The organism is Telmatobacter bradus (assembly GCF_048629425.1).
In the GTDB taxonomy this organism is placed as follows: Bacteria; Acidobacteriota; Terriglobia; order Terriglobales; family Acidobacteriaceae; genus Telmatobacter; species Telmatobacter bradus.
The window spans coordinates 1837791-1860809 of the sequence record NZ_CP184532.1 but is presented as its reverse complement, the minus strand read 5'-3'; the positions used below and the strand labels follow the sequence as shown (position 1 = coordinate 1860809).

At 60.1% G+C, this 23019-nt stretch carries 20 protein-coding genes; 8 read left to right on the top strand and 12 right to left on the bottom strand.

The window, feature by feature from the left end; translation table 11 throughout:
* Window positions 1-1548, bottom strand: a complete 1548-nt coding sequence (locus tag ACOBR2_RS07985; RefSeq protein ID WP_420239495.1) for a carboxylesterase/lipase family protein — start codon at window positions 1546-1548, stop codon at window positions 1-3.
* A gap of 207 nt (window positions 1549-1755) precedes the next feature.
* On the opposite strand from ACOBR2_RS07985, the gene ACOBR2_RS07980 reads away from it, so the two are divergent.
* Both ACOBR2_RS07980 and ACOBR2_RS07975 read left to right on the top strand, forming a co-directional pair.
* Window positions 1756-2637, top strand: coding sequence for a rhamnogalacturonan acetylesterase (locus ACOBR2_RS07980; protein WP_420239494.1), 882 nt, complete (start codon window positions 1756-1758; stop codon window positions 2635-2637).
* Between the two features lie 108 nt (window positions 2638-2745).
* A complete protein-coding gene (locus tag ACOBR2_RS07975) occupies window positions 2746-3063 on the top strand; it encodes an L-rhamnose mutarotase (protein WP_420239493.1) in 318 nt (105 codons plus the stop codon).
* A 172-nt stretch (window positions 3064-3235) separates the two neighbouring features.
* Here ACOBR2_RS07975 and sdhB read toward each other — a convergent pair whose 3' ends face one another.
* The 5 genes from sdhB to ACOBR2_RS07950 all read right to left on the bottom strand — a co-directional run bounded on the left by sdhB (window position 3236) and on the right by ACOBR2_RS07950 (window position 9427).
* Entirely contained in the window at window positions 3236-3985 is a 750-nt protein-coding gene (sdhB, locus tag ACOBR2_RS07970) for a succinate dehydrogenase iron-sulfur subunit (RefSeq protein ID WP_420239492.1), read from the bottom strand.
* Window positions 3986-4118: 133 nt separating this feature from the next.
* A complete protein-coding gene (sdhA, locus tag ACOBR2_RS07965; protein WP_420239491.1) occupies window positions 4119-5885 on the bottom strand; it encodes a succinate dehydrogenase flavoprotein subunit in 1767 nt (588 codons plus the stop codon).
* A 133-nt stretch (window positions 5886-6018) separates the two neighbouring features.
* On the bottom strand, window positions 6019-6696 hold the full coding sequence (locus tag ACOBR2_RS07960) for a succinate dehydrogenase (protein WP_420239490.1): 678 nt from the start codon (window positions 6694-6696) through the stop codon (window positions 6019-6021).
* Between the two features lie 204 nt (window positions 6697-6900).
* Entirely contained in the window at window positions 6901-8211 is a 1311-nt protein-coding gene (locus ACOBR2_RS07955) for a citrate synthase (protein ID WP_420239489.1), read from the bottom strand.
* 577 nt (window positions 8212-8788) lie between these two features.
* Complete coding sequence (locus tag ACOBR2_RS07950) at window positions 8789-9427, bottom strand: non-canonical purine NTP pyrophosphatase (protein ID WP_420239488.1); 639 nt, start codon at window positions 9425-9427, stop codon at window positions 8789-8791.
* A gap of 461 nt (window positions 9428-9888) precedes the next feature.
* Here ACOBR2_RS07950 and ACOBR2_RS07945 point away from each other — a divergent pair, with 461 nt between their 5' ends.
* Both ACOBR2_RS07945 and ACOBR2_RS07940 read left to right on the top strand, forming a co-directional pair.
* Entirely contained in the window at window positions 9889-13206 is a 3318-nt protein-coding gene (locus ACOBR2_RS07945) for a family 78 glycoside hydrolase catalytic domain (protein WP_420239487.1), read from the top strand.
* Window positions 13207-13284: 78 nt separating this feature from the next.
* Window positions 13285-14346, top strand: a complete 1062-nt coding sequence (locus ACOBR2_RS07940) for an L-rhamnose/proton symporter RhaT (protein WP_420239486.1) — start codon at window positions 13285-13287, stop codon at window positions 14344-14346.
* 183 nt (window positions 14347-14529) lie between these two features.
* Here ACOBR2_RS07940 and ACOBR2_RS07935 read toward each other — a convergent pair whose 3' ends face one another.
* Window positions 14530-15051 carry a DUF2393 family protein gene (locus ACOBR2_RS07935; RefSeq protein WP_420239485.1) on the bottom strand — a complete coding sequence of 174 codons (522 nt, stop codon included), beginning with the start codon at window positions 15049-15051 and terminating at the stop codon, window positions 14530-14532.
* Window positions 15052-15312: 261 nt separating this feature from the next.
* Here ACOBR2_RS07935 and ACOBR2_RS07930 point away from each other — a divergent pair, with 261 nt between their 5' ends.
* A complete protein-coding gene (locus ACOBR2_RS07930; RefSeq protein WP_420239484.1) occupies window positions 15313-15447 on the top strand; it encodes a hypothetical protein in 135 nt (44 codons plus the stop codon).
* 217 nt (window positions 15448-15664) lie between these two features.
* Here ACOBR2_RS07930 and ACOBR2_RS07925 read toward each other — a convergent pair whose 3' ends face one another.
* The 4 genes from ACOBR2_RS07925 to ACOBR2_RS07910 form a co-directional block, all read right to left on the bottom strand.
* A complete protein-coding gene (locus ACOBR2_RS07925) occupies window positions 15665-16423 on the bottom strand; it encodes an ATP-binding protein (protein WP_420239483.1) in 759 nt (252 codons plus the stop codon).
* A gap of 302 nt (window positions 16424-16725) precedes the next feature.
* Window positions 16726-16938 (bottom strand): hypothetical protein, encoded by a 213-nt coding sequence (locus ACOBR2_RS07920; protein ID WP_420239482.1) that lies wholly within the window; start codon window positions 16936-16938, stop codon window positions 16726-16728.
* Between the two features lie 30 nt (window positions 16939-16968).
* On the bottom strand, window positions 16969-18321 hold the full coding sequence (locus ACOBR2_RS07915) for a replication-associated recombination protein A (protein WP_420239481.1): 1353 nt from the start codon (window positions 18319-18321) through the stop codon (window positions 16969-16971).
* A complete protein-coding gene (locus ACOBR2_RS07910; protein ID WP_420239480.1) occupies window positions 18318-19130 on the bottom strand; it encodes a TrmH family RNA methyltransferase in 813 nt (270 codons plus the stop codon). Before ACOBR2_RS07910 ends, ACOBR2_RS07915 begins: the two co-directional genes overlap by 4 nt.
* A 242-nt stretch (window positions 19131-19372) precedes the next feature.
* Between ACOBR2_RS07910 and ACOBR2_RS07905 the strand changes: the two genes are divergently transcribed.
* The 3 genes from ACOBR2_RS07905 (at window position 19373) to ACOBR2_RS07895 (ending at window position 22274) form a co-directional block, all read left to right on the top strand.
* Complete coding sequence (locus ACOBR2_RS07905) at window positions 19373-20017, top strand: L-threonylcarbamoyladenylate synthase (protein ID WP_420239479.1); 645 nt, start codon at window positions 19373-19375, stop codon at window positions 20015-20017.
* A gap of 283 nt (window positions 20018-20300) precedes the next feature.
* Window positions 20301-20918 (top strand): YdcF family protein, encoded by a 618-nt coding sequence (locus ACOBR2_RS07900; RefSeq protein ID WP_420239478.1) that lies wholly within the window; start codon window positions 20301-20303, stop codon window positions 20916-20918.
* A gap of 363 nt (window positions 20919-21281) precedes the next feature.
* Window positions 21282-22274 carry a pectinesterase family protein gene (locus tag ACOBR2_RS07895; RefSeq protein ID WP_420239477.1) on the top strand — a complete coding sequence of 331 codons (993 nt, stop codon included), beginning with the start codon at window positions 21282-21284 and terminating at the stop codon, window positions 22272-22274.
* A gap of 360 nt (window positions 22275-22634) precedes the next feature.
* Here the strand turns inward: ACOBR2_RS07895 and ACOBR2_RS07890 are convergent, their stop codons facing one another.
* A complete protein-coding gene (locus tag ACOBR2_RS07890; protein ID WP_420239476.1) occupies window positions 22635-22988 on the bottom strand; it encodes a hypothetical protein in 354 nt (117 codons plus the stop codon).
* Window positions 22989-23019 lie beyond the last annotated feature (31 nt).

Here is a 23019-nt window from a genome sequence, read left to right as displayed (position 1 = left end):
TCACTTCCCGCTCGGCTGACTAAGCAGAAATTCGTACTGCGGGCGGGTGGCATCGGGCGTTGCGCTAATCGTGCTGTCCAGATGCAGAATCTGCTTTTCCGCGTCATACCGCGGCCACTTTGGCAGGCCCTTGCCGTTGGGGTCGCCGGTGCGGGCAAAGTTCGTCCAGTAGCCCATCATCTGCTCACTCAGAAGGCGGTCTTCCGACCGCCAGACGGCGCCGGGGCGTGTATCGAGCGTGCCAAAAACATACTCAATGTCGTCGGAGTGGAAGGCCCACGAGCCTTGGTGGAATTTACTGGGTGGGGCGGCCAATTCAAAGTGATAGCGGTAGACCGGCGACTGCCCCGTCTTCACCTGCGCCTCTATCCACTTCCATGTGCCGAAGGCGATGAAGGAATCACTGCCGAATGCAACGGCCGAACGCACGGCCTCTTCGTCGCTAGCTGCGGGATACGCCTTTAAAAACGCGCCTGCCTGCGCTCCAAAGTGCTCCCGGGCAAAAGCCTGCCACTTCGCCGCGGTCATGCTGCTAGCCAGCGCGGCATTTTCATCGCGGTTCCAGCCAGCCAGCAGCGGCACATGCGCCTGACGACCGGCAGCATAGGTTTCAGGCACGCTTTCCGTCAGGAACTGGCTATCAATGACCGGTGTAAAGCGCACCATGCCAAGTTTGCCTGCTGCTTCCGTCAACCTGTCAGCAGACAGAGCGCGAGCTTCGGCCAGCGTTTTTACGCCCAATCCGTCCAGAAATTGCTGGTCGTGTTTGCCGCGCTCGGCCAGCGTGCTAGTCACCAGCGTAGTGCCAAAGTCCGCGCCGCTTTCACCAATGGCGCGATGAAAAAGGCCACGTGCCTCCGGCGAAGCCATCAACGTGCTCACGGCAAACGAGCCGGCGCTCTCGCCAAAGATGGTCACATTGCCCGCGTCGCCGCCAAAACCAGCGATGTTGCCCCGCACCCAGCGCAGAGCCTCGACCATGTCCATCAGGCCGTAGTTGCCGGCGTGCCCCTTCCCCTCCTGCACCAGATCGTTGGCCGCCAAAAATCCCAGCACGCCCATCCGGTAATTAATGGTCACCAGCACCACGCCCTTCTGCGGCAGAGCGTCTCCATTGTGGCGGGGCTCGCTGCTGGCTCCGCCCGCATAGCCGCCGCCGTGAATCCAGAACATCACTGGCAGCCGACTGCCGGGCCGCGCATCGGCAGGCGCGTAGACGTTCAGATAGAGGCAATCCTCGCTAGCTTCACCGTCTTGAAAAATCATGTCGGCAAAGACGCGGCCCTGGCTGCAATGCGGCGCAAAGCGTGTGGCGTCGCGCACGCCCTTCCAGGCCGCAGCCGTCTGCGGAGCACGCCAGCGCAGTTCGCCCACCGGCGGAGCGGCGTAGGGCAGCCCCAGATAGGCCTTAACTTTACCCTCCGCCAACCATTTACCATGCGCCTCGCCCTGACGGGTTTTTACCAACAATGCAGGTTCTGCCGCAGCCAGCGCTGCTGCTACCAGTAAAAAGCAGGCCATCCACGCCCGCAAACCGAATGCTTTCATCAGAAAAACCTCCGCGCAGCCACAATAACAGAGCTTGCCCAGGGCTTTCAGGAACGGCAACAACAAAAAAGCGTAGAAAAGTATCAGGAAGTAACAAAAGGGCGAATTTTTCTCTGGCAAATCGTTTCGATAGGAAATACAATCCTCTACCGGAACCGTTGAAGGTTTTTTATTCACTGATCCGCCTGAAAGGAAGGCCTTTTGAACGTGAACCAGCGCCTCCGCATCCTCCGCTTCGCATCGGCTCTTTTCCTGGCATTCTCTCTGCAAGCCATCGCGCAGGCTCCTGCCGGCGTGACCCCGCTGCCCACCCCTGAACAGGTTACGCACGCCAAGGATGCGCCGCTGAATCCGGCCTTGCCCTCGGTCTTTCTGGTGGGCGACTCCACCTGCCGCAATCAGGCCGATCTGGGCTGGGGCGACCATCTGGCACACTACTTTGACCAGAGCCGCATCAACGTGGCCAACCGCGCCATTGCCGGCCGCAGCACCCGCACCTATATGAACGAGGCCTGGGGCAAAACCCTGGCCGAAATCAAGCCCGGCGACTTTGTGCTGATCCAGCTTGGCCACAACGACGGCGGAGCCATCGACGGTGCCAAACCACGCGGCACGCTGAAGGGTGTGGGCGAGGAATCCAAGGAAGTAACGCTGGCGGACGGCAGCAAGGAAGTGGTGCACACCTACGGCTGGTACATCCGCAAGTACATTGCCGATACGCGCGCCAAAAACGCCACGCCCATTCTGCTCACGCTCACCGTGCGCAACATCTGGACCAACGGACCCGATGGCAGAAAACACGTGGAGCGCGACATGGGCTACAGCGAGGGCCTGCGCCAGATTGCGGCTACGGAAAAAGTGCCCCTGCTGGACATGAGCACGCTGGAGGCCAACGAGCTGGAAAAGATCGGCCCCCAAACGGCGGCTCTGCTCTTCCCCGTCGACCATACCCACACCAGCGCGCAGGGCGCGGAGATGAACGCAGGACTGGTGGTGCGTTCCATCCTGCTCTCGCATCTGCCGTTAAGCAATTTCCTGAACTTGCCTGGCCAGCCCCATCGGGATCCAGCCCCAGGCGGCAAACACTAGAGCTTTTTGGGTCTACAGCACCCCCAAAACTGCTTCAACTTCAGGCCAGGAACACAGGCCAGACTCTTTGTGCATCTGCAGCAGAAAAGAAAGAACCGAGGAAAAACAATGCGCGTCAGTTTTTTGCTAAAAGTCCGGGAAAACATGCTGGAAGAGTACAAACGCCGCCATGCCGCCGTATGGCCAGAGATGCTCGATGCCCTGCGCCGCACCGGCTGGAAGAACTACTCTCTCTTCGCACGCCACGACGGACTGATGATTGGCTATCTGGAGTGCGAAGACTTCAAAAAGTGCTGCGACGACATGCAACTGGAGCCCATCAATGCGGTCTGGCAAAAAGAAATGACGCCCTTCTTCGAAAGCCTCTCGGGTGCAGCCGCCGATGAGAGCATGATCCCGCTGGCCGAAGTCTTCCACCTCGACTAAGCGGGGTTAGCAAGTCAGCGAGTCAGTAAGTCAGTAAGTTGGCAGGGTTGGAAAAATCCACCTTGCACGATCTACAAAGGGCTACATCTATTGGAGAACCGCTAGCACAAACCTGATTGAGCCCACAAAAAAAAGGCCGCTCCCCGAGCGGCCTTCTCTGTTCCCTGTTCTTCTACCCTCTAAGCAGGTCCTTCACCTTCTGCACAATCACATCGCGACTCACGTCGCTGATGGCCGTGGTCAGCGGCAGCTGCTTGGGGCAGACCTCGACGCAATTCTGCGCAAAGCCGCACTCCTGAATGCCGCCGTCGCCCGCCAGCGCCCGCAGACGCTCTTCCTTGAGCACCTTGCCGATGGGATTGTTGTTGAACAGCTTGACCTGCGCAATGGTGGCCGCGCCCACAAAGCCCGTCTCCTCGTTGAACTGCGGACAGACCTCCATACAACAGGTACAGCTGATGCAGTTGGAGAGCGGGTAGTTCACTTCCTGCTGCTGCGGCAACTGGCGCGGGCCGGAGCCCAGGTCGTAGGTGCCATCAATGGGCACCCAGGCCTTGACCGCCTTCAGATTCTCAAACAGCACCGAGCGGTCCACCTGCAGATCGCGCACCAGCGGAAATTTGCTGAGCGGCTCAATCTTGATGGGCTGCTCCAGATTATCCACCAGCGCCGAGCAGGCCATACGGGCCTTGCCGTTGATGCGCATGGCGCAACTGCCGCAAATCTCTTCCAGGCAGCTGGAATCATAGGCCACCGGCGTAGTGCATTTGCCATCGCAGGTGGTAGGATTGCCCGCAATCTCCATGAAGGCCGAGATCACGTTCATCCCCGGCCGCCAGGGCAGCTCGAACTTTTCCCACCGCGCCGGCTCGTCCGGGCTGGCCTGCCGCTTGATCTCGAATAGAACCGTCTTGTCTGCCATCGGCCTGTTTCTCCAGTTGCGATCCCGTGGGACCGCCGCGTAAACATTAAAGCAGCTTTCAGCTTTCAGCTCATCCTGCCACCGCACTCGGCTCAGCCACGCCGAAGGCAGTTAGCCCCACCGCAGGTGGTGGTCAGTAGCGGCGTGGGCGCGGCGGAATGTGCTGCGTGTCCACGTCTTCGAGTTCGAGCTTCGGCCCCTCAGCCGCTCCGGTGAAGGTCGCCTTGGTGGTCTTCAGGAACTTCTCGTCGTTGCGCTCCGGGAAGTCAGGCTTGTAGTGCGCGCCACGCGACTCATCGCGCAAAAGCGCGCCAAGGGCGATGGGCCGGGCCAGTTCCAGCATGTTCTTGAGCTGGCGGGCAAAGGCAAAGCTGGTGTTGGCCCACTGGCTGCGGTCGCTCAGATTGATGTTCTTGTAGCGATCGATCAGCTCGACAATCTTGGCATCGGCCTTCTTCAGGCCTTCATTGAAGCGCGAAACCGTCACGTGCTCGGTCATCGTCTCGCCCAGCTCACGCCACAGCTTGAAGGGATTTTCCGTGCCCTCATTGGTGAGCAGCGCCTGATTGATCTCCGCCTGCCGCTTGAGCTCAGCCGCCGCTCCACCATCGCCCTCCGCTGCGGGCAGGTTCTTGGCATAGAGCAGCGCGTTGGGGCCTGCCTGGAAGCCACCATAGATGCAGCTCAGCAGCGAGTTCGCGCCCAGACGATTGGCGCCGTGGTACTGGTACTCGCACTCACCACAGGCAAAGAGGCCGGGAATATTGGTGCGCTGCTCGAAGTCCACCCACAGACCACCCATGGTGTAGTGCATGCCGGGGAAGATCTTCATCGGATGATCGCGGGGATCCACGCCGACGAATTTTTCGTAGATTTCGAGTATGCCTTCCAGCTTGCGATTGAGCGTGGCACGGTCGATGTGGGTCAGGTCCAGATAGACCATCGGCTGCCCGTCAATGCCCAGGCCCATCTGGTACACAATTTTGTGAATGGCCCGCGTAGCCACATCGCGCGGCACCAGATTGCCGTACTTCGGGTACCACTCCTCCAGGAAGTAAAAGCGCTCCGACTCGGGGATCGACTTGAAGTCGCGCTTGTCACCCGGCGTGCGCGGAACCCACACGCGGCCACCCTCGCCGCGTGCAGACTCCGACATCAGCCGCAGCTTGTCTTCGCCGGGAATGGTGCTCGGATGCACCTGAATGAACTCAGCATTGGCGTAGTAGGCGCCCTGCTGGAAGACTGCCGACTGCGCTGAGCCGGTACAGACCACCGAGTTGGTGCTTTTGCCAAAAATTGCGCCAATGCCACCGGTCGCCAGAATCACCGCATCGGCCGGGAAGGCGTGCAACTCCATCGAGCGCAGGCTCATGGCGGTAATGCCGCGCGTCACACCCTTTTCGTCGAGAATGGCCGATAGAAACTCCCAGCCCTCGTACTTTTTGACCTTGCCCTCGGATTCGAAGCGGCGCACCTGCTCGTCGAGCGCGTACAGCAACTGCTGGCCGGTAGTGGCTCCGGCAAAGGCGGTGCGGTTGTAAAGCGTGCCGCCAAAACGGCGGAAGTCGAGCAGGCCCTCGGGGGTGCGATTGAAGGGCACTCCCATGCGGTCCAGCAGATCGATGATGGCGGGCGCGGCCTCGCACATGGCCTTGACCGGCGTTTGATTGGCCAGAAAATCGCCGCCATAAATCGTATCGTCGAAGTGCTTGGCGGTGGTATCGCCCTCGCCCTTCAGATTCTTGGCGGCATTGATGCCGCCCTGCGCACAAACCGAATGCGAACGCTTGACCGGGACGATCGAAAACAGATCGACCTGCCCGCCGGCCTCGGCGATCTTGATCACAGCGGCCAGACCCGCCAGTCCGCCGCCTACCACGATGATGCGAGGGCTTGCCATGAATCGAATCCTTTCTTGGATGCAGCTTCTAGCTTCTAGCTTCTAGCTTCTAGCGAAAGATTGTTGCTGCAACAGTGCCACCCCACCCAAACTTCATAAAGCTGGAAGCTAGAGGCTGGAGGCTGGAAGCTGCTTAAACAAACGCTGCCAGACTCACCAGCCCGAGCACGGCCAGTCCCACGCCCAGGGCCAGGCATACATAGCCGAAGCGCTTGCGGGCCGTCACGCCGGGGGTAATGCCCCACTTGGCTGCAAAGAGCCAGACGCCGTAGGCAAAATGCCAGCAAACGGCCACCATGGCAATGGCGTAAACAGCCAGCACGATGGGGTTCTGCAGCTCATTGTGGACCTTGGTGAAGGCGTAGGCCGGATTCTCCGGCAGGCTCACGCCCAGAAAGCGCTGCGTGGCCACATGGTAGCCAATGTAGAAGAAGGCGATCAGGCCCGTGCAGCGCTGTGCGCCATAGAGCCAATTGCCCGCAAACGGGTAGTAAACAAGATTCGACTTGCCCCGTACCCAGATGTAGAGCCCGTAGAAGGCGTGGTAGAGAATGGGCAGGAAGATAAACGTCCACTCCAGCACGCGCACCAGCGGCAGACTGTTCAGGAAGCGCACCTGCTCGCCGTAGGCCACCGGGCCCTTCAGGGCTTCAAAGTTCGACAGCAGATGTTCGATGAGGAATGCGCCAATGGGCACAATGCCCAGGAGCGAATGCAGCTTGCGCCAGAGGAAGCTAGAGCCCTGGCCAGCGCGAAGTGCGGGGACTCCGCGACGGACTTCCGGCGCGGCAGACGATTGTGCGGTGCTCATACGGTATCGGCTCCTGGCTGTTCCTTGGGGAAGGGCGCCTGTTAAGACCGGAAAAACCGCTCCAGTTCAACTGCAATCTTGGAAGAAGAATGCAAATCCGTCAAGAGTTTAGCAAAAAACATTGGCGAATATTGGTCCGCCACCTTCCGTCCAGAGCCCCGTCCCGAGTCCTGTCGTCCCGAACGGAAGGTGGCAGAAAAGCGCTCAGCGCAGGCCTGCGCCCACGGTACGTTCCGCCAGCGGCACAACCTTCCGGCCCCGCTGGCCGGTATAAATCTGCCGCGGCCGGGCAATCTTCTGCTCGGGATCGGTGATCAGTTCCTGCCACTGGGTGAGCCAGCCCACCGTGCGCGGAATGGCGAAGAGCACGGTAAACATCTCCGGCTTGAAGCCGATGGCCTGATAGATCATCCCGGAGTAGAAATCGACGTTCGGATAAAGCTTGCGCTTGATGAAGTACTCGTCGCTGAGGGCGATGCGTTCGAGTTCCAGCGCAATCTCCAGTTTCTGGTTGTGGCCGGTCACCTTGAAAACCTGATCGGCAATCTTCTTGATCAGCGCCGCCCGCGGATCGTAGTTCTTGTAGACGCGGTGGCCAAAGCCCATCAGCTTACCCTTGCCCGCCTTCACCTTTTCGATGTGTGCCGGCACATTGGCCAGCGAACCGATCTCGTCGAGCATGCGAATCACTTCTTCATTGGCACCGCCATGCAGCGGACCCGACAAGGCCGACGCCGCCGAGGCTACGGCCAGATACGGATCGGTCTGCGCACTGCCCACCGAACGCATGGTGTGCGTGCCGCAGTTCTGCTCATGGTCAATATGCAGAATGAAGAGCACATCCAGCGCATGGGCCAGCACCGGGTTGGCCGCATACTTCGGCTCAACCACTTTCCAGAGCATGTTCATGAAGTTTTCGGTGTAGCTCAGCTCGTTGTCCGGGTAGACGTACGGGAAGCCCACATTGTGCCGGTACGACATGGCCGCAATCGAAGGCATTTTGCCGATCATCCGCTTGATCTGCAGCAGGCGGTTATCGGCATCGTGCACCTGACGGGCCTTGGGGTAGTAGATGGTGGAAAGCGCCGAGACGGTCGAAATCAGCATCGTCATCGGGTGCGCATCGTAGCGGAAACCCTCCATGAACTTTTTGGTGGTTTCATGCAGCATGGTGTGGTGGGTAATCTCGTATACCCAGTGATCGAGCTCGGGCGGGGTGGGCAACTCGCCAAAAAGCACCAGATAGGCCACCTCCAGAAAGGTGCAGTGCTCGGCCAAGTCGGCGATGGGGTAGCCGCGATACTCCAGAATGCCACGGTCGCCATCGATGTATGTGATCGCGCTGCGGCAGGAGGCTGTATTCATGAAGGCCGGATCGTAGAGCATCAGACCAAAGTCTTCGTCGCTGGTTTTGATCTGCCGGAACTCGGAAGCGCGTACGGTTCCATCTTCGATGGGGAAGGTGAAGGTGCGCCCGGTACGATTGTCAGTCACAGAGAGGGAATTTTCTGCCACAGGGAAGCCGCTCCTTAGTTTTTGCGGACGAGTGCGCACGGGGTTTGTGCGCCCGCTCACAACACGGCACTATCCTACTGCCATTCGAAAGATCCATGGCAAGAAGTTTTTTGTCTGGAGGCATTTGCCGATGCACAACGGTACTGTGTCGGGCATTTTTTCGTTTCGGAAGACGGAAAAGCGGGATTCGCTGCGGAGCAGACTGCGGGAAAACTCCTTGCGGAGGAAGGAGGGAAGGAGAGGGAGCGGGGGCATTCATGCCCCCGAAGGACGCAAACCCAAGAACGTGCCTTCAGGCACGGGTATTTCCCTGAACACAAAATGTCCGCGGCAAAACAGGCTATGAAAATTATTCTCCGGGGCTAAAGCAAATTCAGAGTTGGTGTTCAGAGTTGGTGTAATGCGAGTCGATGCTTTTCAGCGCAGTTTTCCTCAAGAAAACTGCACCTGGCACCTTCTTCGCGCCCCCACGGAAACTCTGGATTTGCTCTAAAGCCCTCACTCATGACCTGGACTTTTGCGAGGGTTAAAACCCTCGCCTCCCTCCGCAAAGCTGACCCATAGCGCAACTAGCCCATTACGACTGTTTCAGCCGCTCCAGCAGCGCCGCAAAGGCCCGCCCGCGATGGCTCAGCCCCAACTTGGTCTCCAGGCTGATCTCGGCCATCGTCTGATTGAGATCCGGCAGGAAAAAGAGCGGGTCGTAGCCAAAGCCGCCGGTGCCGCGCGGAGCCTCCAGAATGCTGCCCTCCACCGCACCCTGGGCCGCAGCCACCAACTGGCCATCGCGGGCCGCCACCAGCACGCAGCGGTAGCGCGCCGAGCGCTGCGCAGCGGGCACCGAGGCCAGCTTCTGCATCAGCACCACGTTGTTCCAGACGTCGGTGTTGTCGTTGGCGTCAGGCGAATCGGTCAGACCCTGATCGGCGGCAAAACGGGCCGAGCGCACGCCGGGAGCGCCGCCGAGAGCATCCACTTCCAGACCGGAATCATCGGCCACAACCAGCTCTCCCGGAGCAAAACGCGAATAGTAAATGGCCTTGAGCGTGGCATTGGCTTCGAAGGTCATGCCGTCCTCGTCGGGTGCGGGAATCTCCTTCAGCCCCGGCAGTGGTTCAATCGCTACCTGAAAGGCCTCCCCCGCAGTGCGGAAATCCCGCAGTTTTCCCTGATTGGTGGTGGCGGCAAAAAGTCGGACTCCCAAAGGCTGAATCATGCTTCCAGTGTAAGGCCCGCGGGGCGGAAAAACACCGCATCCCGCAGGGCAGCATACCTTTAGGCAAGTTCCCGGTCCTAGGGTCTGTTAACGTTCCGCAGGTGGATGGCGTTGCGAGCGAAAACCGGGCCAGACAAGGCGGAGGAGGCAGCTTTGGTCAACCCAAAGCAACGACGACAACGCAGTATGGCCCGGTTTGCGCCGCAACCCTTCGGGCCGGGGCCTGAGGAACGTCAACAGACCCTGGTACTTGTTCCCGCGCATTGACAAGCGTTATCCGGGCTGCTTATGGTTCTATGAAAACAATTTCAACTGAGAAATTACAACCCGGATTTTCTGCTGGGAACCACCTGAACAACGCGCTTCCCTGGACGCATTCCCGGCACAGTGCAAGTTGTGGTTTCCTTTCCGCCGCCCGCGTCGCACAATAAGTCGTTTGCAAAACAGGAGAGATCTGCGGCATGTTTTCCCATTTGTTTCGTCCCACTGCCATGGCAGTTGCCTTGATTCTTCTCGCTGGCACGCAATTGAACGCGGCCCCCGGACCGGTTCGTCTGCGCGTCAACGATCTTGCTGCCCCCCTTGGAGTCGACGACCCGGCTCCGCGCTTTTCCTGGCAGCTCAATGACCTATCCACTGGGGCCAAGCAGTCAGCCTACGAGCTTCAGGTGGCCAGCAGCCCCGAACGACTACAGCAAGACCAGCCCGACGTCTGGGAGAGTGGCCGCGTCAGCTCCTCGGCCAACCTTGGCATTCGCTATCAGGGCCCCGCGCTTCAAGCCACAACGGCCTACGTCTGGCGGGTCAAGCTCTGGGACGCCGCCGGAAAAGCCTACGCGCCCAGCGCGATCAGCCGCTTTGAAACCGGTCTGCTGGATGCGTGGAAGTCCGACTGGATCGGTTTTCTGACGCCGGAAGAAAAAGCCGTGCGTGAGGCTGCGGCAGAGTGGGTAACCAACCCCGACGCGAGCGCCCTGATCGCCCAAAAGCAAAAGGAAGAGCGCTACGCCTATCGGGCCAGCATTACGCTCCGCGGCCCCGTGCGCCACGCCACGCTCTACGCCACCGGGCAAGACACGGTGGCCGCCTGGGTCAACGGCAACGCCGCACTCGCCGAGCAGCCGCTGCTGGCCTGCAAGCAGATGCCATGGAAGAAGTTCATGGCTGCCGACGTGACCGCCGCCCTGCAACCGGGCGCCAACACGCTGGCCGTGGAAGTGCTGCACTATGTTGAAAATCCCAACGGCATGGCCACCGGCGCACCGCCGCCCATGATGGCCACGCTGGTGGTGGAATACGCCGACGGCAGTTGGACCAGTTTCAGTTCAACCCCCACATGGAAGACCGCCACGCACGCCCCCGCTGGCTGGACGGCCCCGCATTTTGACGATGCCCACTGGAAGACCGCCGTTCCCGCTGTAACCGAGGGCAAAATGCTCAGCGAGCCGCTCGGCAAGCCCTGGCTGCCGGGCACGGTCAAGGAAGTACGCCGCACCTTTGCCGTGAGTTCTCCCATTCAGTCGGCACGCCTCTACGCCACGGCCCTCGGCGCATATGAGTTCTATCTGAACGGCAAGCGCGTGGGCGAGGACGTACTGGCCCCCGGCTGGACCGACTATCGCCAGTTTGTCCACTCCCAGAGCTACGACGTAACGGCGCTGCTCCAGCCCGGCCAGAATGCCATGGCCGCTCTGCTGGGCGCAGGCTGGTACGCCTCGCCGCTGGAGTGGTTCCAGCAGCCCAACAACTACGGCCTGACGCCGCCTGCCTTGCGGGCTCAGCTACGCTTGGAACACACCGACGGCTCGGTAGAGTGGATTGCCACCGACGCACAGTGGCAGGCCCAGCCCTCGTGGATTCTATCGAGTGAGATTTATGACGGCGAGACGCAGGACGGGCGCATCTTTGACCCAACCTGGAATCTCGCCGAAGACCAGGAAAAAACCTGGCAGCCCGCGCTGCTGATTCATCCCGCGCCGGTCAAGATTGTGGCGGAGCAGTTTCCGCCCATTCGCGTAGAGCGCACCCTCAAGCCCAAAGCCGTGACCGAGCCCAAGCCGGGCGTGTGGGTCTTCGACTTTGGCCAGAACCTGAGCGGCTTTGCCACGCTGCGTGCAAATGGCCCGGCAGGCACCGACGTGCGCCTGCGCTTTGCCGAAGTCCTCAACCCCGACGGCACCGTTTACACTGAAAATCTGCGCACCGCCAAAGCCACTGACCACTTCATTCTGGCCGGCAAAGACGACGGCAAAGAGACCGAAGAGTTCACCCCCCACTTCACCTTCCACGGCTTCCGTTACGTGGAGCTTACGGGACTTGCAGAAACCCCGCTGAAGAGCACGCTGACCGTCAGCGTAATCCACACCGACGCGGCTTTTACCGCGCGTCTGGTGACGGGCAACGCCATGGTCAACCAGTTGTGGAGCAACATCACATGGGGCCAGCGCTCCAACTTCCTTGGCCTGCCCACCGACTGCCCGCAGCGCGATGAGCGCCTGGGCTGGATGGCCGATGCGCAGGTCTTCTGGCGCACCGCCGGCTACAACATGGATCTGGCCGCCTTCAGCCGCAAGTTTGCCGCCGACATGCGCTCCACGCAATCCGGTACGCCCTATTACGGCATCTTTGCTCCCGGCACCATTCAACCGGTTTCCGGCTCTGGCGCGGGCTGGAGCGATGCTGGCGTCATCATTCCCTACACCAGTTGGCTGCAGACGGGCGACTCCAGCATCCTCGAAGAAAACTGGACGGCCATGCAGCGCTACATGAACGCCATCTCCGCCGCCAATTCCGACGGGCTCTGGAAGAACGAGGCCGGCATTCCCTTCGGCGACTGGCTTTCCCCCGAGGGCAAAACCGACTACGTGCTGATTGCCACCGCCAGTTGGGCCTGGGATGCAACCCTGATGCGCCGCATGGCCCACGCCCTCGGCCACACAGAAGACGAACAGAAATACGCCGCCCTCTTCGCGAAGATTCGCTCCGCCTTTCAGAAGAAGTTCGTGCGCAGCGACGGCTTTATTGCCAGCGCCGATAATTCCGCCTCCATCTTCGGCCAGATCAACAACCCCAACGCCAAAAGCAAGGGCGGCGATACGCAAACCGCCTACGTGCTGGCGCTGCACATGAACCTGCTGCCAGAGGAACTGCGCCCGCTGGCCGCAAAGCGGCTGGCAGACAAGATTCACGCCAATCACGACCTGCTGGCCACCGGCTTTCTGGGCACGCCCTACCTGCTGGAAGAGCTGACCAAGGCTGGCGACAAGGATCTGGCCTACAAGCTGCTGCTTAACACCGGCTACCCATCCTGGGGCTACATGGTGGAGCACGGCGCAACCACCATGTGGGAGCGCTGGAATGGCGATCAGATGATCAGCGACCCCTCCATGAACTCCTACAACCACTACGCCTATGGCGCGGTGGCCGACTGGATCTATCGCTATGCCGCCGGCATTGACACCAGCAGCGAAGATCCCGGCTTCCACACCATCGTGCTGAACCCCCACTTTGATGCGCGTCTGGGCAGCCTCTCGTTCACCTACGACTCGGCCTACGGAGCCATCCACAGCGAGTGGGTGGTAAGGGGTTCCGCCGTAGAGTGGCGCATCACGATTCCCGCCAATACAACTGGCTGGATCAGCGCCCAACGCGCCACCGAATTCAAGCTCAACGGCAAACCTCTCAGCACGGCCAAGCTTGCCTCACATCCACTCGACGACCAACCCGGCCTGACGCTAGCGCCCGGCGCCTACACGCTGGAAAGCAGACTGGCGCAATAGCTCTGCAACAAAGACCAACAGAGGCGGCAAAGAGCACCGCGCCGCCTCCGACAAATTGAACGCTCAAGGAGCTTCTGAATGAATGCAGTCATGACCCCCAACCCCGTTCTGGGCATCATCATCTTTATGCTGGGCGGACTCGCTGGCGCCGTCTTTTACCTGCCCTTCTCGCGCGTTAAAAAGTGGGCGTGGGAGAGCTACTGGCTGGTCTACGCGCTGGTCGGCCTGGTGCTGGTGCCCTGCATTCTGGCCCTCATCACCTCGCCCAACACCGTTGCCGTGCTGGCTGCCGCACCGCGCCATGAGCTGCTCTATTGCCTCATCGCCGGCGCTTTCTGGGGCTTTGGCGGACTCACCTTCGGCCTGATGGTTCGCTACCTGGGCGTGGGACTCGGTCTGGCCATGGGCGTGGGACTCACCTCGGCTGCCGGCACGCTCATTCCTCCCATCCTCAAGGGCCGGGAAGCCATCGCCGCCATGCTGGCCACCTCGGGCGGCAAGGTCTCGGTGGTGGCGGCTCTGGTTTCGCTCTTCGGCATCATCTGCGTGGGTCTTGCCGGCCACTCCAAGGAATCCGAACTGCCCGAAGAGGAGAAGAAAAAGGTCGTCGCCGAATTCGACTTCCGCAAGGGCGTGATTGCCGCTCTCTTCACTGGCCTGATGAGCTCGGCCATGAACATCGGCCTGCAGGGCGGCCCCAGCCTCGAAAAGCTGGCCCTGACCACCGCCCCCGTCACACCCGTCACCTGGGCCGGAATGCCCGTGCTGGTGGTGGTTCTGCTGGGCGGATTCATCGTGAACGGCGGCTGGTGTCTGGTGCTCAACTTCAAAAACCGCACCATGGGCAACTATGTGGACCGCTCCACACCGATCTCCGGCAACTTCTTCTTTGCCGCCCTCGCCGGAGCCATCTGGTGCATGCAGTTCGTCTGCCTGAAGACGGGCGAACCCTCCATGGGCAAAACCGCCTACATCGGCTGGGCCGTACTGATGGCCGCCTCCATCCTCTTCAGCCAGTTGCTCGGCATTTTCATGGGAGAGTGGAAGGGCACCGGCAAAAAAACCCGTTCCCTGCTGACCGCGGGACTAGCCCTGCTCTTCGCCTCCTCAATCATCGCGGGCGTGGCGGGGGCATTGTAAGGGCAGCCACCAGCCTCTAGCTTCCAGCTGCTCATGCTGGAACGAACTGCAGCGCCGACACTAAACGCAAAAAAGGGCTGTTCACTTTGCTGTGAACAGTCCCTTTTTTTGCACCACAAATCCTGACAGGCTTTTTATCTACAAGCTGGAAGCTAAAGGCTGGAAGCTGGCAACTGGAAGCTGTCACTTCCTCTCCACCGTAAGAATACGAATCTCCGGGAAAGCCCCGTCCCAGTTGGGAGTTACACCGTCGAAGGTCAGGCGGAAGGCGCGCACCTCGCCGGGCTGGATGGGCGCGGCCGAAACCGGCTGCACGTCCACGTACGGCTCACGGGTGCGAATCAGCAACAGCGGCTGCGCGACGTTCTGCGCAACCTCATGGGCATAGTTGCGGAAAAGCACCTGCACCCCAATCGCCGTCACCGTGCTCGAACCGGTATTGCGGATGCGGCCTTCTACATAAAGCAGCTGGCTGCCGGCCATGTTCGAGGACTGGCTCATGGCCAGATCGCTGACGGTCAGACTGGAGGCATAGGCTGCCAACGGCGCATTCGGCGCAGCTACTTCCTGGCCGTGTTTGCCACGGCTCATCACAAAGAGGGCCACTCCAGCCACCGCCACGACCACCGCAACGGCAATCAGCAGAGGAAGCCAGTTGCGCTCCTCAGGAACTTCAGGACGAATCAGTTCGGGACCAGTACTCACGACCGAAATTTTACCATTCCATTACCGAAGGAATCTTCTCCGGTCACCAAATTCATACTTTCCACAGGCAAGTTGACCTACGCTGTCCTCAGTTGGCTTGTGCAGAACAATTCTTGTTTCCTTTGGAACCACTCAGACGTGACTGGCATCCAATGAATTGAACGCTGATCAACCACGCAGACAGAACAAAACCGTCGTCGAGTACGTACTCCAGGTAAGCGTTGCAGAATTGGCCCAATGGGCTTTAAAGGCAGGCAAACGATGCAGACTTCCCCCGAGACTCTCTCCTCTGGTCTTTCCGTTCCGGGCCCAGCACGGGCCTCGGCAGGGCTCGCCTATGAAGGACTGACGCTGGCCGCAATGATCGGCCTTCTGCTCTCCCTCTGGGCCTACTAGAGCAGTCCACCCGACTCACCAGCAGCTTCACCACCAGATTTCAGGTCCGCTCTTCCCCTGACCGGATGCCGTCCGATCCGGTTCCAACCAACAACAAACAAGAAGCAATGAGCAAAGAAATCCATCCTCTGACAGGCGCGTGAAAGATCCCCCTTTCACGCGCCTTTTTTTGCTTCAAACTGGATGCCCCTCGCAGAAACACCCAAAAACAGAAAAATCAACCGAAGCTGGCACGCTTGACGCTCTGGCGGAAGTCCTTGCCAGTCACCTCAACGCGAACGCACATCTCCGCCAGACGCGAACGCATGCGGTCGCCAATGCGGTCACCGAGCGTCTGCTCCCGGGCCGAGCGCTGGGCGTCGTTCATATTGCCGTTGCCGGCAGGCAAGTCGGCATAGTTGGTGGTGATGATGGTAGTCTGCCGGTCGTTGTACCGGGTATTCAGGATCAGAGCCACCGTATCCCAGACCCATTCGTTGGGCTTCTGCGCTCCCAGATCGTCAATCACCAGCACTTCGGCGGCAAAAACCGGCTTCAGCAGCTCCAGTTCGGTGGTATGCACCTGCGGGTTGTAGCTGTTCTGGATGTTTTTGAGCAGCTCCCGATAGTCGCAGAAGAGGCCGCGCACGCCCTTGTCCTGAATCAGGCGACGCAGCACACCCACTGCCAGATGGGTTTTTCCCACGCCAATCGAGCCCACAAACAGCAGCCCCTTGCCGCCCGTGTCGTGCGGATACTCCTCGACAAAGCGGCGGGCAGTCAGGTGCGCCTTGGCTAGCGACGGATCAGCCCCGGGAAAACTCGGATCGTAGCCGTCCAAAGAATAGTAGCGGCAACGCTCAGGAATGCGAGCCGAACGGAAACGGCGCTCCTCACGCTGCTGCAACTGACACTGGCAGGGCCGCGAAACCCACCTGCCTGCCTCATCCATCACCCGCACCAAGCCGACGCCATCGCAAATTGAACAAACACTCATGCCGTTACCAGCCTATAGCAGTGGGGTGCGGTCGTACAGGAGGGGCACGAACCTACCGCATTGTGGAAAACTAAAAACTTGAGCGACTGTCGCAACAAAGTACACTTCTGCCCTGTTTAGCGACACTTGCTGTCTCGTTCCCGCACACCTGTGGAGAATCTTCGCTGGAATGATGCAGAAAATAGCAGTCTGTCTTGTTTCTGGACAGTTTTCTGTCGCAAAAATGGACACTTGCCCGCATGCAGAAAACTTTCGTACTGCCTGCACCCCAGCTACAGTCCAAAAATCCTACCACTCAGGATTCAACTTCTTCCGCGAAGTTCATGCACCAAGCGGTTCACTTGCTCATCCGTAAGACCTGTTGCCGCTACACTCTGATCGAATGTTAGAGTCTTGGCGGTCTGCGCGCGCCAAGCTTCCAGTTCAGCAACGGACTGTCCCCCTTGATTCAACTCCTCAGGCAAGAAGTTGGAATTGTTTCGCTCTTCGACGGAAATCGGTTTGCTCTTCCGCATACTCCCTCCTGAAAACATTCCTTTTCTTTATCACCCGCCGTGCTTGGCCGTCTTAATGCGCTTAATCTCTTCGAAGCGCTGGGCGAGCTGCTTTTCCCTACCCTCCTGCGTGGGCTGGTAGTAAACGCGATTCCGGAGCGCGTCGGGCAGGCACTGCATGTCGGAGATCTTGTCTTCCTCGTCGTGGGCATAGCGGTAGCCCTTGTGGTAGCCCAGTTCCTTCATCAGCTTGGTGGGAGCGTTGCGCAGATGCAGCGGCACCGGCTCCTGGCGGCTGTGTTCCACATCGGAGCGCACCTGATTGAAGGCCGTATAAACCGAGTTCGACTTGGGCGCAAGGCAGAGGTAGACGACCGCCTGAGCCAGCGCCAGATCGCCCTCCGGCGGGCCCAGAAATTCCATCGCCTGCTTGGCGCTCAGGCAGAGGTTCAGGGCCTCGGGCGCAGCCAGTCCAATGTCTTCAAAGGCCATGCGCACCACGCGTCGGGCCAGGTACATGGGGTCTTCGCCCGCGGCAAACATGCGGCCCAGCCAGTAGAGCGCGGCGTCGGGGTCGGAGTTGCGCACGCTCTTGTGCAGCGCCGAAATCAGGTTGTAGTGCTCCTCGCCCTGTTTGTCGTACTGCAACACGCGCTGCTGCACGGCCTCGGCAGCCACTTCCAGGTTGAGCGGGCGCTGGGTAGCCGAAGCCAGCTTGGCCGCCACCTCCAGCGTGTTGTAGGCCGAACGGCAATCGCCGCTGGAGTAGCTGGCGATGATCTGCAGAACCTCGTCTTCCGCCTCCAGCTTCATCGCGCCCAAACCGCGTTCCTCGTCCACCAGCGCATGCTGCAGCAGCCCGACAATCTGCTCCTCGCTCAAAGGCTGAAGCACATAAACCCGGCAGCGGGAGAGCAGCGCGGAGATGATCTCAAAACTGGGATTCTCCGTGGTGGCGCCGATCAAGCGGATAGTGCCGCGCTCCACGTAAGGCAGAAACGCATCCTGCTGGGCCTTGTTGAAGCGGTGAATTTCATCAATGAACAGGATGGTGCGCGAACTCATCTCCGCCGCGCGGGCCGCATCCACCATCACCTGCTTGATCTCTTTCATGCCGCTGATGACGGCTGAAAACTCGATGAAACTGGCCTGGGTATGCTCGGCCACAATCTTGGCGAGGGTGGTTTTGCCCACCCCGGGAGGACCCCAGAAGATCATCGAGCTGGCATCATCCTGCTCGATCTGCACCCGCAGCGGCTTGCCGGGCCCCACCAGATGCTCCTGCCCGCTCATCTCGTCGAGGGTGCGGGGCCGCATGCGCTCCGCCAGCGGGGCTGCCACTGCGCGGGACAAAATTTTAGAGGAGTTCTGCGGTTCTGCGGAGGGATCGTCGAAGAGGTTCATCGCGCGCCCTTCTTTTTGCCTGTGGCGCGCTGGCAACTGGCTTCGTAGAGCAGGATGCTGGCCGCCACGGCGGCGTTCAGGCTCTCCACCGGTCCGGGGCACGGAATGGTGAGCGCCGCATGGGCGCGGGCGGCAATCGCGGCAGGCACACCGTTGCCCTCGTTGCCAATCAGGATGGCGGTGGGCTGGGCCAGATCGGCAGCAGGCGCGGGCTGCGCCTCCCGCACGTCGGTCGTCCAGATGTGCACACCAGCAGCATTCAACTTGGCAAAGCATTCCACTACGGAGCAGGTCAAAAACGGCAGACGGAAGAAACTGCCTGCGGAAGCGCGAATCGACTTGGTGTTCCAGGGGCTGACGGTTCCCGGCAAAGCCACCACGCCGGTGGCGCCAAAGGCCTCGGCCGAACGCAGAATCGTGCCCAGATTGCCGGGGTCTTGCACACCGGCCAGCACCAGCAGCAACGGCGTTTTGCCCGCAGGCAGCAGATCTTCCCAGCCAAAAAAGGGCGGCTCTACCAGCGCGGCAATCGGCTGCGGAGCTTCTGTGGTCAGCGCCGAGTTCAGCAGGGCGCGGTCCAGCAACAGCACTTCCGTCTCCGGGTCCAGCGGCAGAGGCTCCAGCAGAGCTTCATGGCCATCGGCAACAAAGATGGAATCGACACGCAAGCCTGCGTGCAGGGCCTCTTCCACCAGATTCGGCCCCTCAATGCCAGCCAGTTCGCCCGGCCGTTGGGCCGGATGCGTAAGCGCCCGGCGCAGCTGCTTGAGCCGCGGATTCTGTTTGCTTTCAATGCTGCGCGTCTTCACTGTTTTTCCTGTCCTGCCAGCTTCATTTTAAGCTTTCTGGCAAAAAGCGGCCTGTGCGAATCCGCCTCCGCCTACGAAACCGGCGGAATCCCGCGACAGCCTATCGGCAAGAAAAATTCCCTGTGCGGGAAGAATACCCTCCCTGGAATGGGCTCTGGTGCAAGTCCGGACTTGCACCAAGAAAGGGGCTATGATAGTTTCCGAACTTAAAGCGTCTCACATCCATACCGAGGTAGCTCTTTTTGTCCGCGGAGATTTTACGCGTCCATCCCGATGAACCCCAGCCGGACCGGATCGACTATATCGTCTCCTGCCTGCAGAAGGGTGATGTTGTCGCACTGCCCACCGACACGTTCTACGGTCTGGCCGTGGACCCGGTGAATCTGCATGCGGTCGAACAAATCTACCAGATCAAAACGCGCCAGAAGCACAAGCCGCTTTCTCTGCTGATTGCCAGTCTGGCCCAGGCCTATACGCTGGCCCGCGACAGCGATCCACGGCTCGACAAGCTGGCGGAAAAGTTCTGGCCCGGTCCGTTGACCATCATTGTGCGGGCCGGCTCAAAACTGCCGCTGCGCTCCACCGCCAACACCGGCAACGTGGCCCTGCGCGTCCCCGATGCGGCCATTTCCCGCGCCGTGGTTGAGCGCTTCGGGTTGCCCATCACCGCCACCTCGGCCAATCTGCAGGGTGCGCCCGAGTGTACCCATGCCGGAGCCGTGCGCGACCAGATCGGCGACCGCATTCCGCTCATCATCGACGGCGGACCGACCGGCCGGGCTCAGCCCACCACCATCGTCGACCTGTCTCTGGGGCCAACGCGCTGGGAGATTGTGCGCGAGGGAGCCATTCCCACCCACGAAATTGTCATGGTGCTGGAACGCTAGAGCATCTCTCCTGAAGGTATAGAGCGAGTCGATGCTGCATCGTTGACGCGACCCCCAGGGAGCGGCAACCCGGCAAGACTTTTGCCACTTCACAGCATCAGGAGAGATGCTCTGGAACATCTCTCCTCTCGGTGTAGCGTGAGCCACAGCGGTTGAGTGCCGTTTTTCTCAAGAAATGGCACATGGAACAGGCTCAGTAACTCCACGAGCATAAGAGCATTGCTTTAAAATAGCCTTCCACAATACACTGCGTTTTTATAGTCTTAGAGTTAAGATGGAGCCCATGAGCCGTTTGCATCCCTGTGTGCGCAGGTTGCTGCTGGGTGTCGCGCTGGCCTTGGGGCTGGCTGCGACAGTGCTCACGTTCGCCTGGGGCCACTGGGTCTACGGCCAAATCCAGCACTACGCCACCCACGATGAAGCTGCCCCCGCCGACGCCATTGTGGTCTTTGGCGCGGCTGAATACGACGGTCACCCCTCGCCCGTCTTGCGTGCCCGTCTGGACCATGCCCTGGCGCTCTACCATCGCAATCTGGCTCCGCTCGTGATTACGCTCGGTGGCAACGGTGGCGACGACCACAGCGAAGGCTCGGTGGGACGGAGCTACCTGATGGGTGCAGGCGTTCCAGAAGACGCCATTATTGCCGAAACCGAGAGCCGCAACACCGAGGAGTCCGCCGAGCGCGTGGCCGTGATTGCCCGCGCCAACGCTCTGCGGCGGCTGATCATCGTCAGCGACGGCACCCACCTCTTCCGCATCCACGACCTCTGCCAGGCCGAAGGGCTGAACGTGCTCACCTCGCCCCGCCCCAGTGTGCTGGTGGGCGGTGACACTGTCCAGTTCAGCCGCATCACCCACGAGATGATTAGCTACACGCTCTGGCGGCTACATCTGCACTAAGCTGTATCGAAAATTGGATTCTGTGCTTGAATCGCGGAATGAGCTTTCAACTTCCCGCATGAAAAAGCACATTGAGTCACTTCAGCATAAAAGGCACAGGCCTGCGGAATGCCCCGCAAGGGGCAGAACGAAAATAGCCCAGGGTGGTGGACCCTGAGCGAAGTCGAAGGGGGAACCCTGGGTAGGCTTGCAGGCATAGAAATCCGCCCCGGAGGGGCGGTGCGATGCAGTGGATCAATACTGTTTTCCGCAGGATTTCGCTGCGCCCCTCCAGGGCGCTCCGTCTCTCTGCTCCAGCGGTGAAGCAGGCCACAGCCGAGGGCAATTTTGTGCGTTTAAAATAAATATCCTGGAGTACATGCCATGAAAATGCGTCTTTCTACCGTTCTGTTGGGTCTGGCAGTGGCAGGTGTTGCCGCCGGTCAGGCTGAGGATGTTCACGTACAGGTTTCGCCGCAATACAAAATGAGCGCGAGCGACAGCTTCCACTTTCCTACCATCCAGAACGCGCTCGATCATGCGCCGGACGTGGCCCCGGGCGACCGCCTTTACATTCATATTGCCCCCGGCACCTACAGTGAGCGCATCAGTGTTTCCAACTTCCGTCCGCGCACCACGCTGCTGGGCATGGGCAGCGATCCTTCCAAGGTGGTAATTACCGCCGCGCAGAACGTCAAAACAGCGCAGAGCACCTTCTTCAGCGAGACGGCGGAGATTCTGGCCGAAGACTTCCAGGCCGACAATCTGACCTTTGAGAACGCCGCGGGCAATACCGGACAGGCGCTGGCCATTACCGTCACCGCCGACCGCGCCATCTTCAAGCATTGCCGCTTCATCGGCTTTCAAGACACGGTCTATGCCGAGTACGGCCGCCAGTACTATGTGGACTCCTACATCGAGGGCGCCGTGGACTTCATCTTCGGCAATGCCGCCGCGGTCTTTGACAAGAGCGAGATTCACTCCACGCGCGGCGGCTTTTTGACCGCCCAGGCCCGCACCAGTCCGCAGCAGAAAACCGGCTACGTGATTCTGAACTCCCGTGTGACGGCCGACAGTGGCAACGATCCCCGCAAGATCCTGTTGGGCCGCGCCTGGCGTCCCTATGCGCTGACCGTCTTCATCCACACCGATCTGCCCGCCGCGATTGATCCACGTGGCTGGAACGACTGGGACAAGGACACCAAGAACATCTTCTACGGTGAGTACGAGAACACCGGCGCGGGAGCCGATCCGGCAGGCCGCGTTCCGTGGGCGCACAAGCTGACCGCTGCCGAAGCCAAGAGCTTTGAACCGCAGAACTTTTTGGCCGGCACCGACCACTGGAATCCGGTGGCCGTGGCCGCCAAGATGCAGTAACCGGCTGCGCCTGAGGCTTTAGAGCACGTCTTCCGCTGTGGCCCGCCTTCTTAGGGGCTGTTGACGTTCACGGCGATGGTCGTACCGATCATTTTTCACCCCGGGAGGGGTAAAGCGAAAATAACCCCGGGTGGACCCTGAGCGAAGTCGAAGGGGAAACCCGGGGTTTGCTGCCTCTGAGAGATGGAGCGCCCCCGAGGGGCGCTGTGAAATCCTGCAAAAAACAGCTTTGACCCATCGCATCGCCCCAGTGGGGTGACTCAAAAAACAAACCCCGAATTTCTCCTGTGTCAGACGCAGGAGAAATTCGGGGTTTTCTACAAAACAGCTACTGGAATCGTCCGCAGTTCTCATGCGGAGCTATTGCGCGGCTCGAAAGCAGATGCGTTCTCCATCCAGTTGAAACTCGGCCGAGCACTCATCGCCGCCACAGATCATCGCCTCAGCACCGTTGATCTGCCGCCGCGTAATCAGGCCCATGGTGCCACAACGCGGACAGGACATCACCGCAACGTACGGATTCTGCTCCTGCCCCATCTTGGCCTGATTCTCTAAAACAAAGATTGTGCCAGGGTCCATTCTTTCGGGAATCCATTCTCCCAGAAACTGCAAGTCGGCTGACATCGTGCCCTCCATGGGTGATGCTTCCTTGCCGAAACTTCCGGCAGGGTCGAACAACAGCAGGCTGCGAATGGCGAACATGGGAAGAACCATGCTCTCTGACAGTGTTTTCCGCTTCGGCCCT

Coding starts and splice junctions, on each gene's coding strand:
- ACOBR2_RS07985 (WP_420239495.1), bottom strand. CDS start 1,548: ATGAAAGCATTCGGTTTGCGGGCGTGGATGGCCTGCTTTTTACTGGTA.
- ACOBR2_RS07975 (WP_420239493.1), top strand. CDS start 2,746: ATGCGCGTCAGTTTTTTGCTAAAAGTCCGGGAAAACATGCTGGAAGAG.
- sdhB (WP_420239492.1), bottom strand. CDS start 3,985: ATGGCAGACAAGACGGTTCTATTCGAGATCAAGCGGCAGGCCAGCCCG.
- sdhA (WP_420239491.1), bottom strand. CDS start 5,885: ATGGCAAGCCCTCGCATCATCGTGGTAGGCGGCGGACTGGCGGGTCTG.
- ACOBR2_RS07960 (WP_420239490.1), bottom strand. CDS start 6,696: ATGAGCACCGCACAATCGTCTGCCGCGCCGGAAGTCCGTCGCGGAGTC.
- ACOBR2_RS07950 (WP_420239488.1), bottom strand. CDS start 9,427: ATGATTCAGCCTTTGGGAGTCCGACTTTTTGCCGCCACCACCAATCAG.
- ACOBR2_RS07945 (WP_420239487.1), top strand. CDS start 9,889: ATGTTTTCCCATTTGTTTCGTCCCACTGCCATGGCAGTTGCCTTGATT.
- ACOBR2_RS07940 (WP_420239486.1), top strand. CDS start 13,285: ATGAATGCAGTCATGACCCCCAACCCCGTTCTGGGCATCATCATCTTT.
- ACOBR2_RS07930 (WP_420239484.1), top strand. CDS start 15,313: ATGCAGACTTCCCCCGAGACTCTCTCCTCTGGTCTTTCCGTTCCGGGC.
- ACOBR2_RS07925 (WP_420239483.1), bottom strand. CDS start 16,423: ATGAGTGTTTGTTCAATTTGCGATGGCGTCGGCTTGGTGCGGGTGATG.
- ACOBR2_RS07920 (WP_420239482.1), bottom strand. CDS start 16,938: ATGCGGAAGAGCAAACCGATTTCCGTCGAAGAGCGAAACAATTCCAAC.
- ACOBR2_RS07915 (WP_420239481.1), bottom strand. CDS start 18,321: ATGAACCTCTTCGACGATCCCTCCGCAGAACCGCAGAACTCCTCTAAA.
- ACOBR2_RS07900 (WP_420239478.1), top strand. CDS start 20,301: ATGAGCCGTTTGCATCCCTGTGTGCGCAGGTTGCTGCTGGGTGTCGCG.
- ACOBR2_RS07895 (WP_420239477.1), top strand. CDS start 21,282: ATGAAAATGCGTCTTTCTACCGTTCTGTTGGGTCTGGCAGTGGCAGGT.
- ACOBR2_RS07890 (WP_420239476.1), bottom strand. CDS start 22,988: ATGGTTCTTCCCATGTTCGCCATTCGCAGCCTGCTGTTGTTCGACCCT.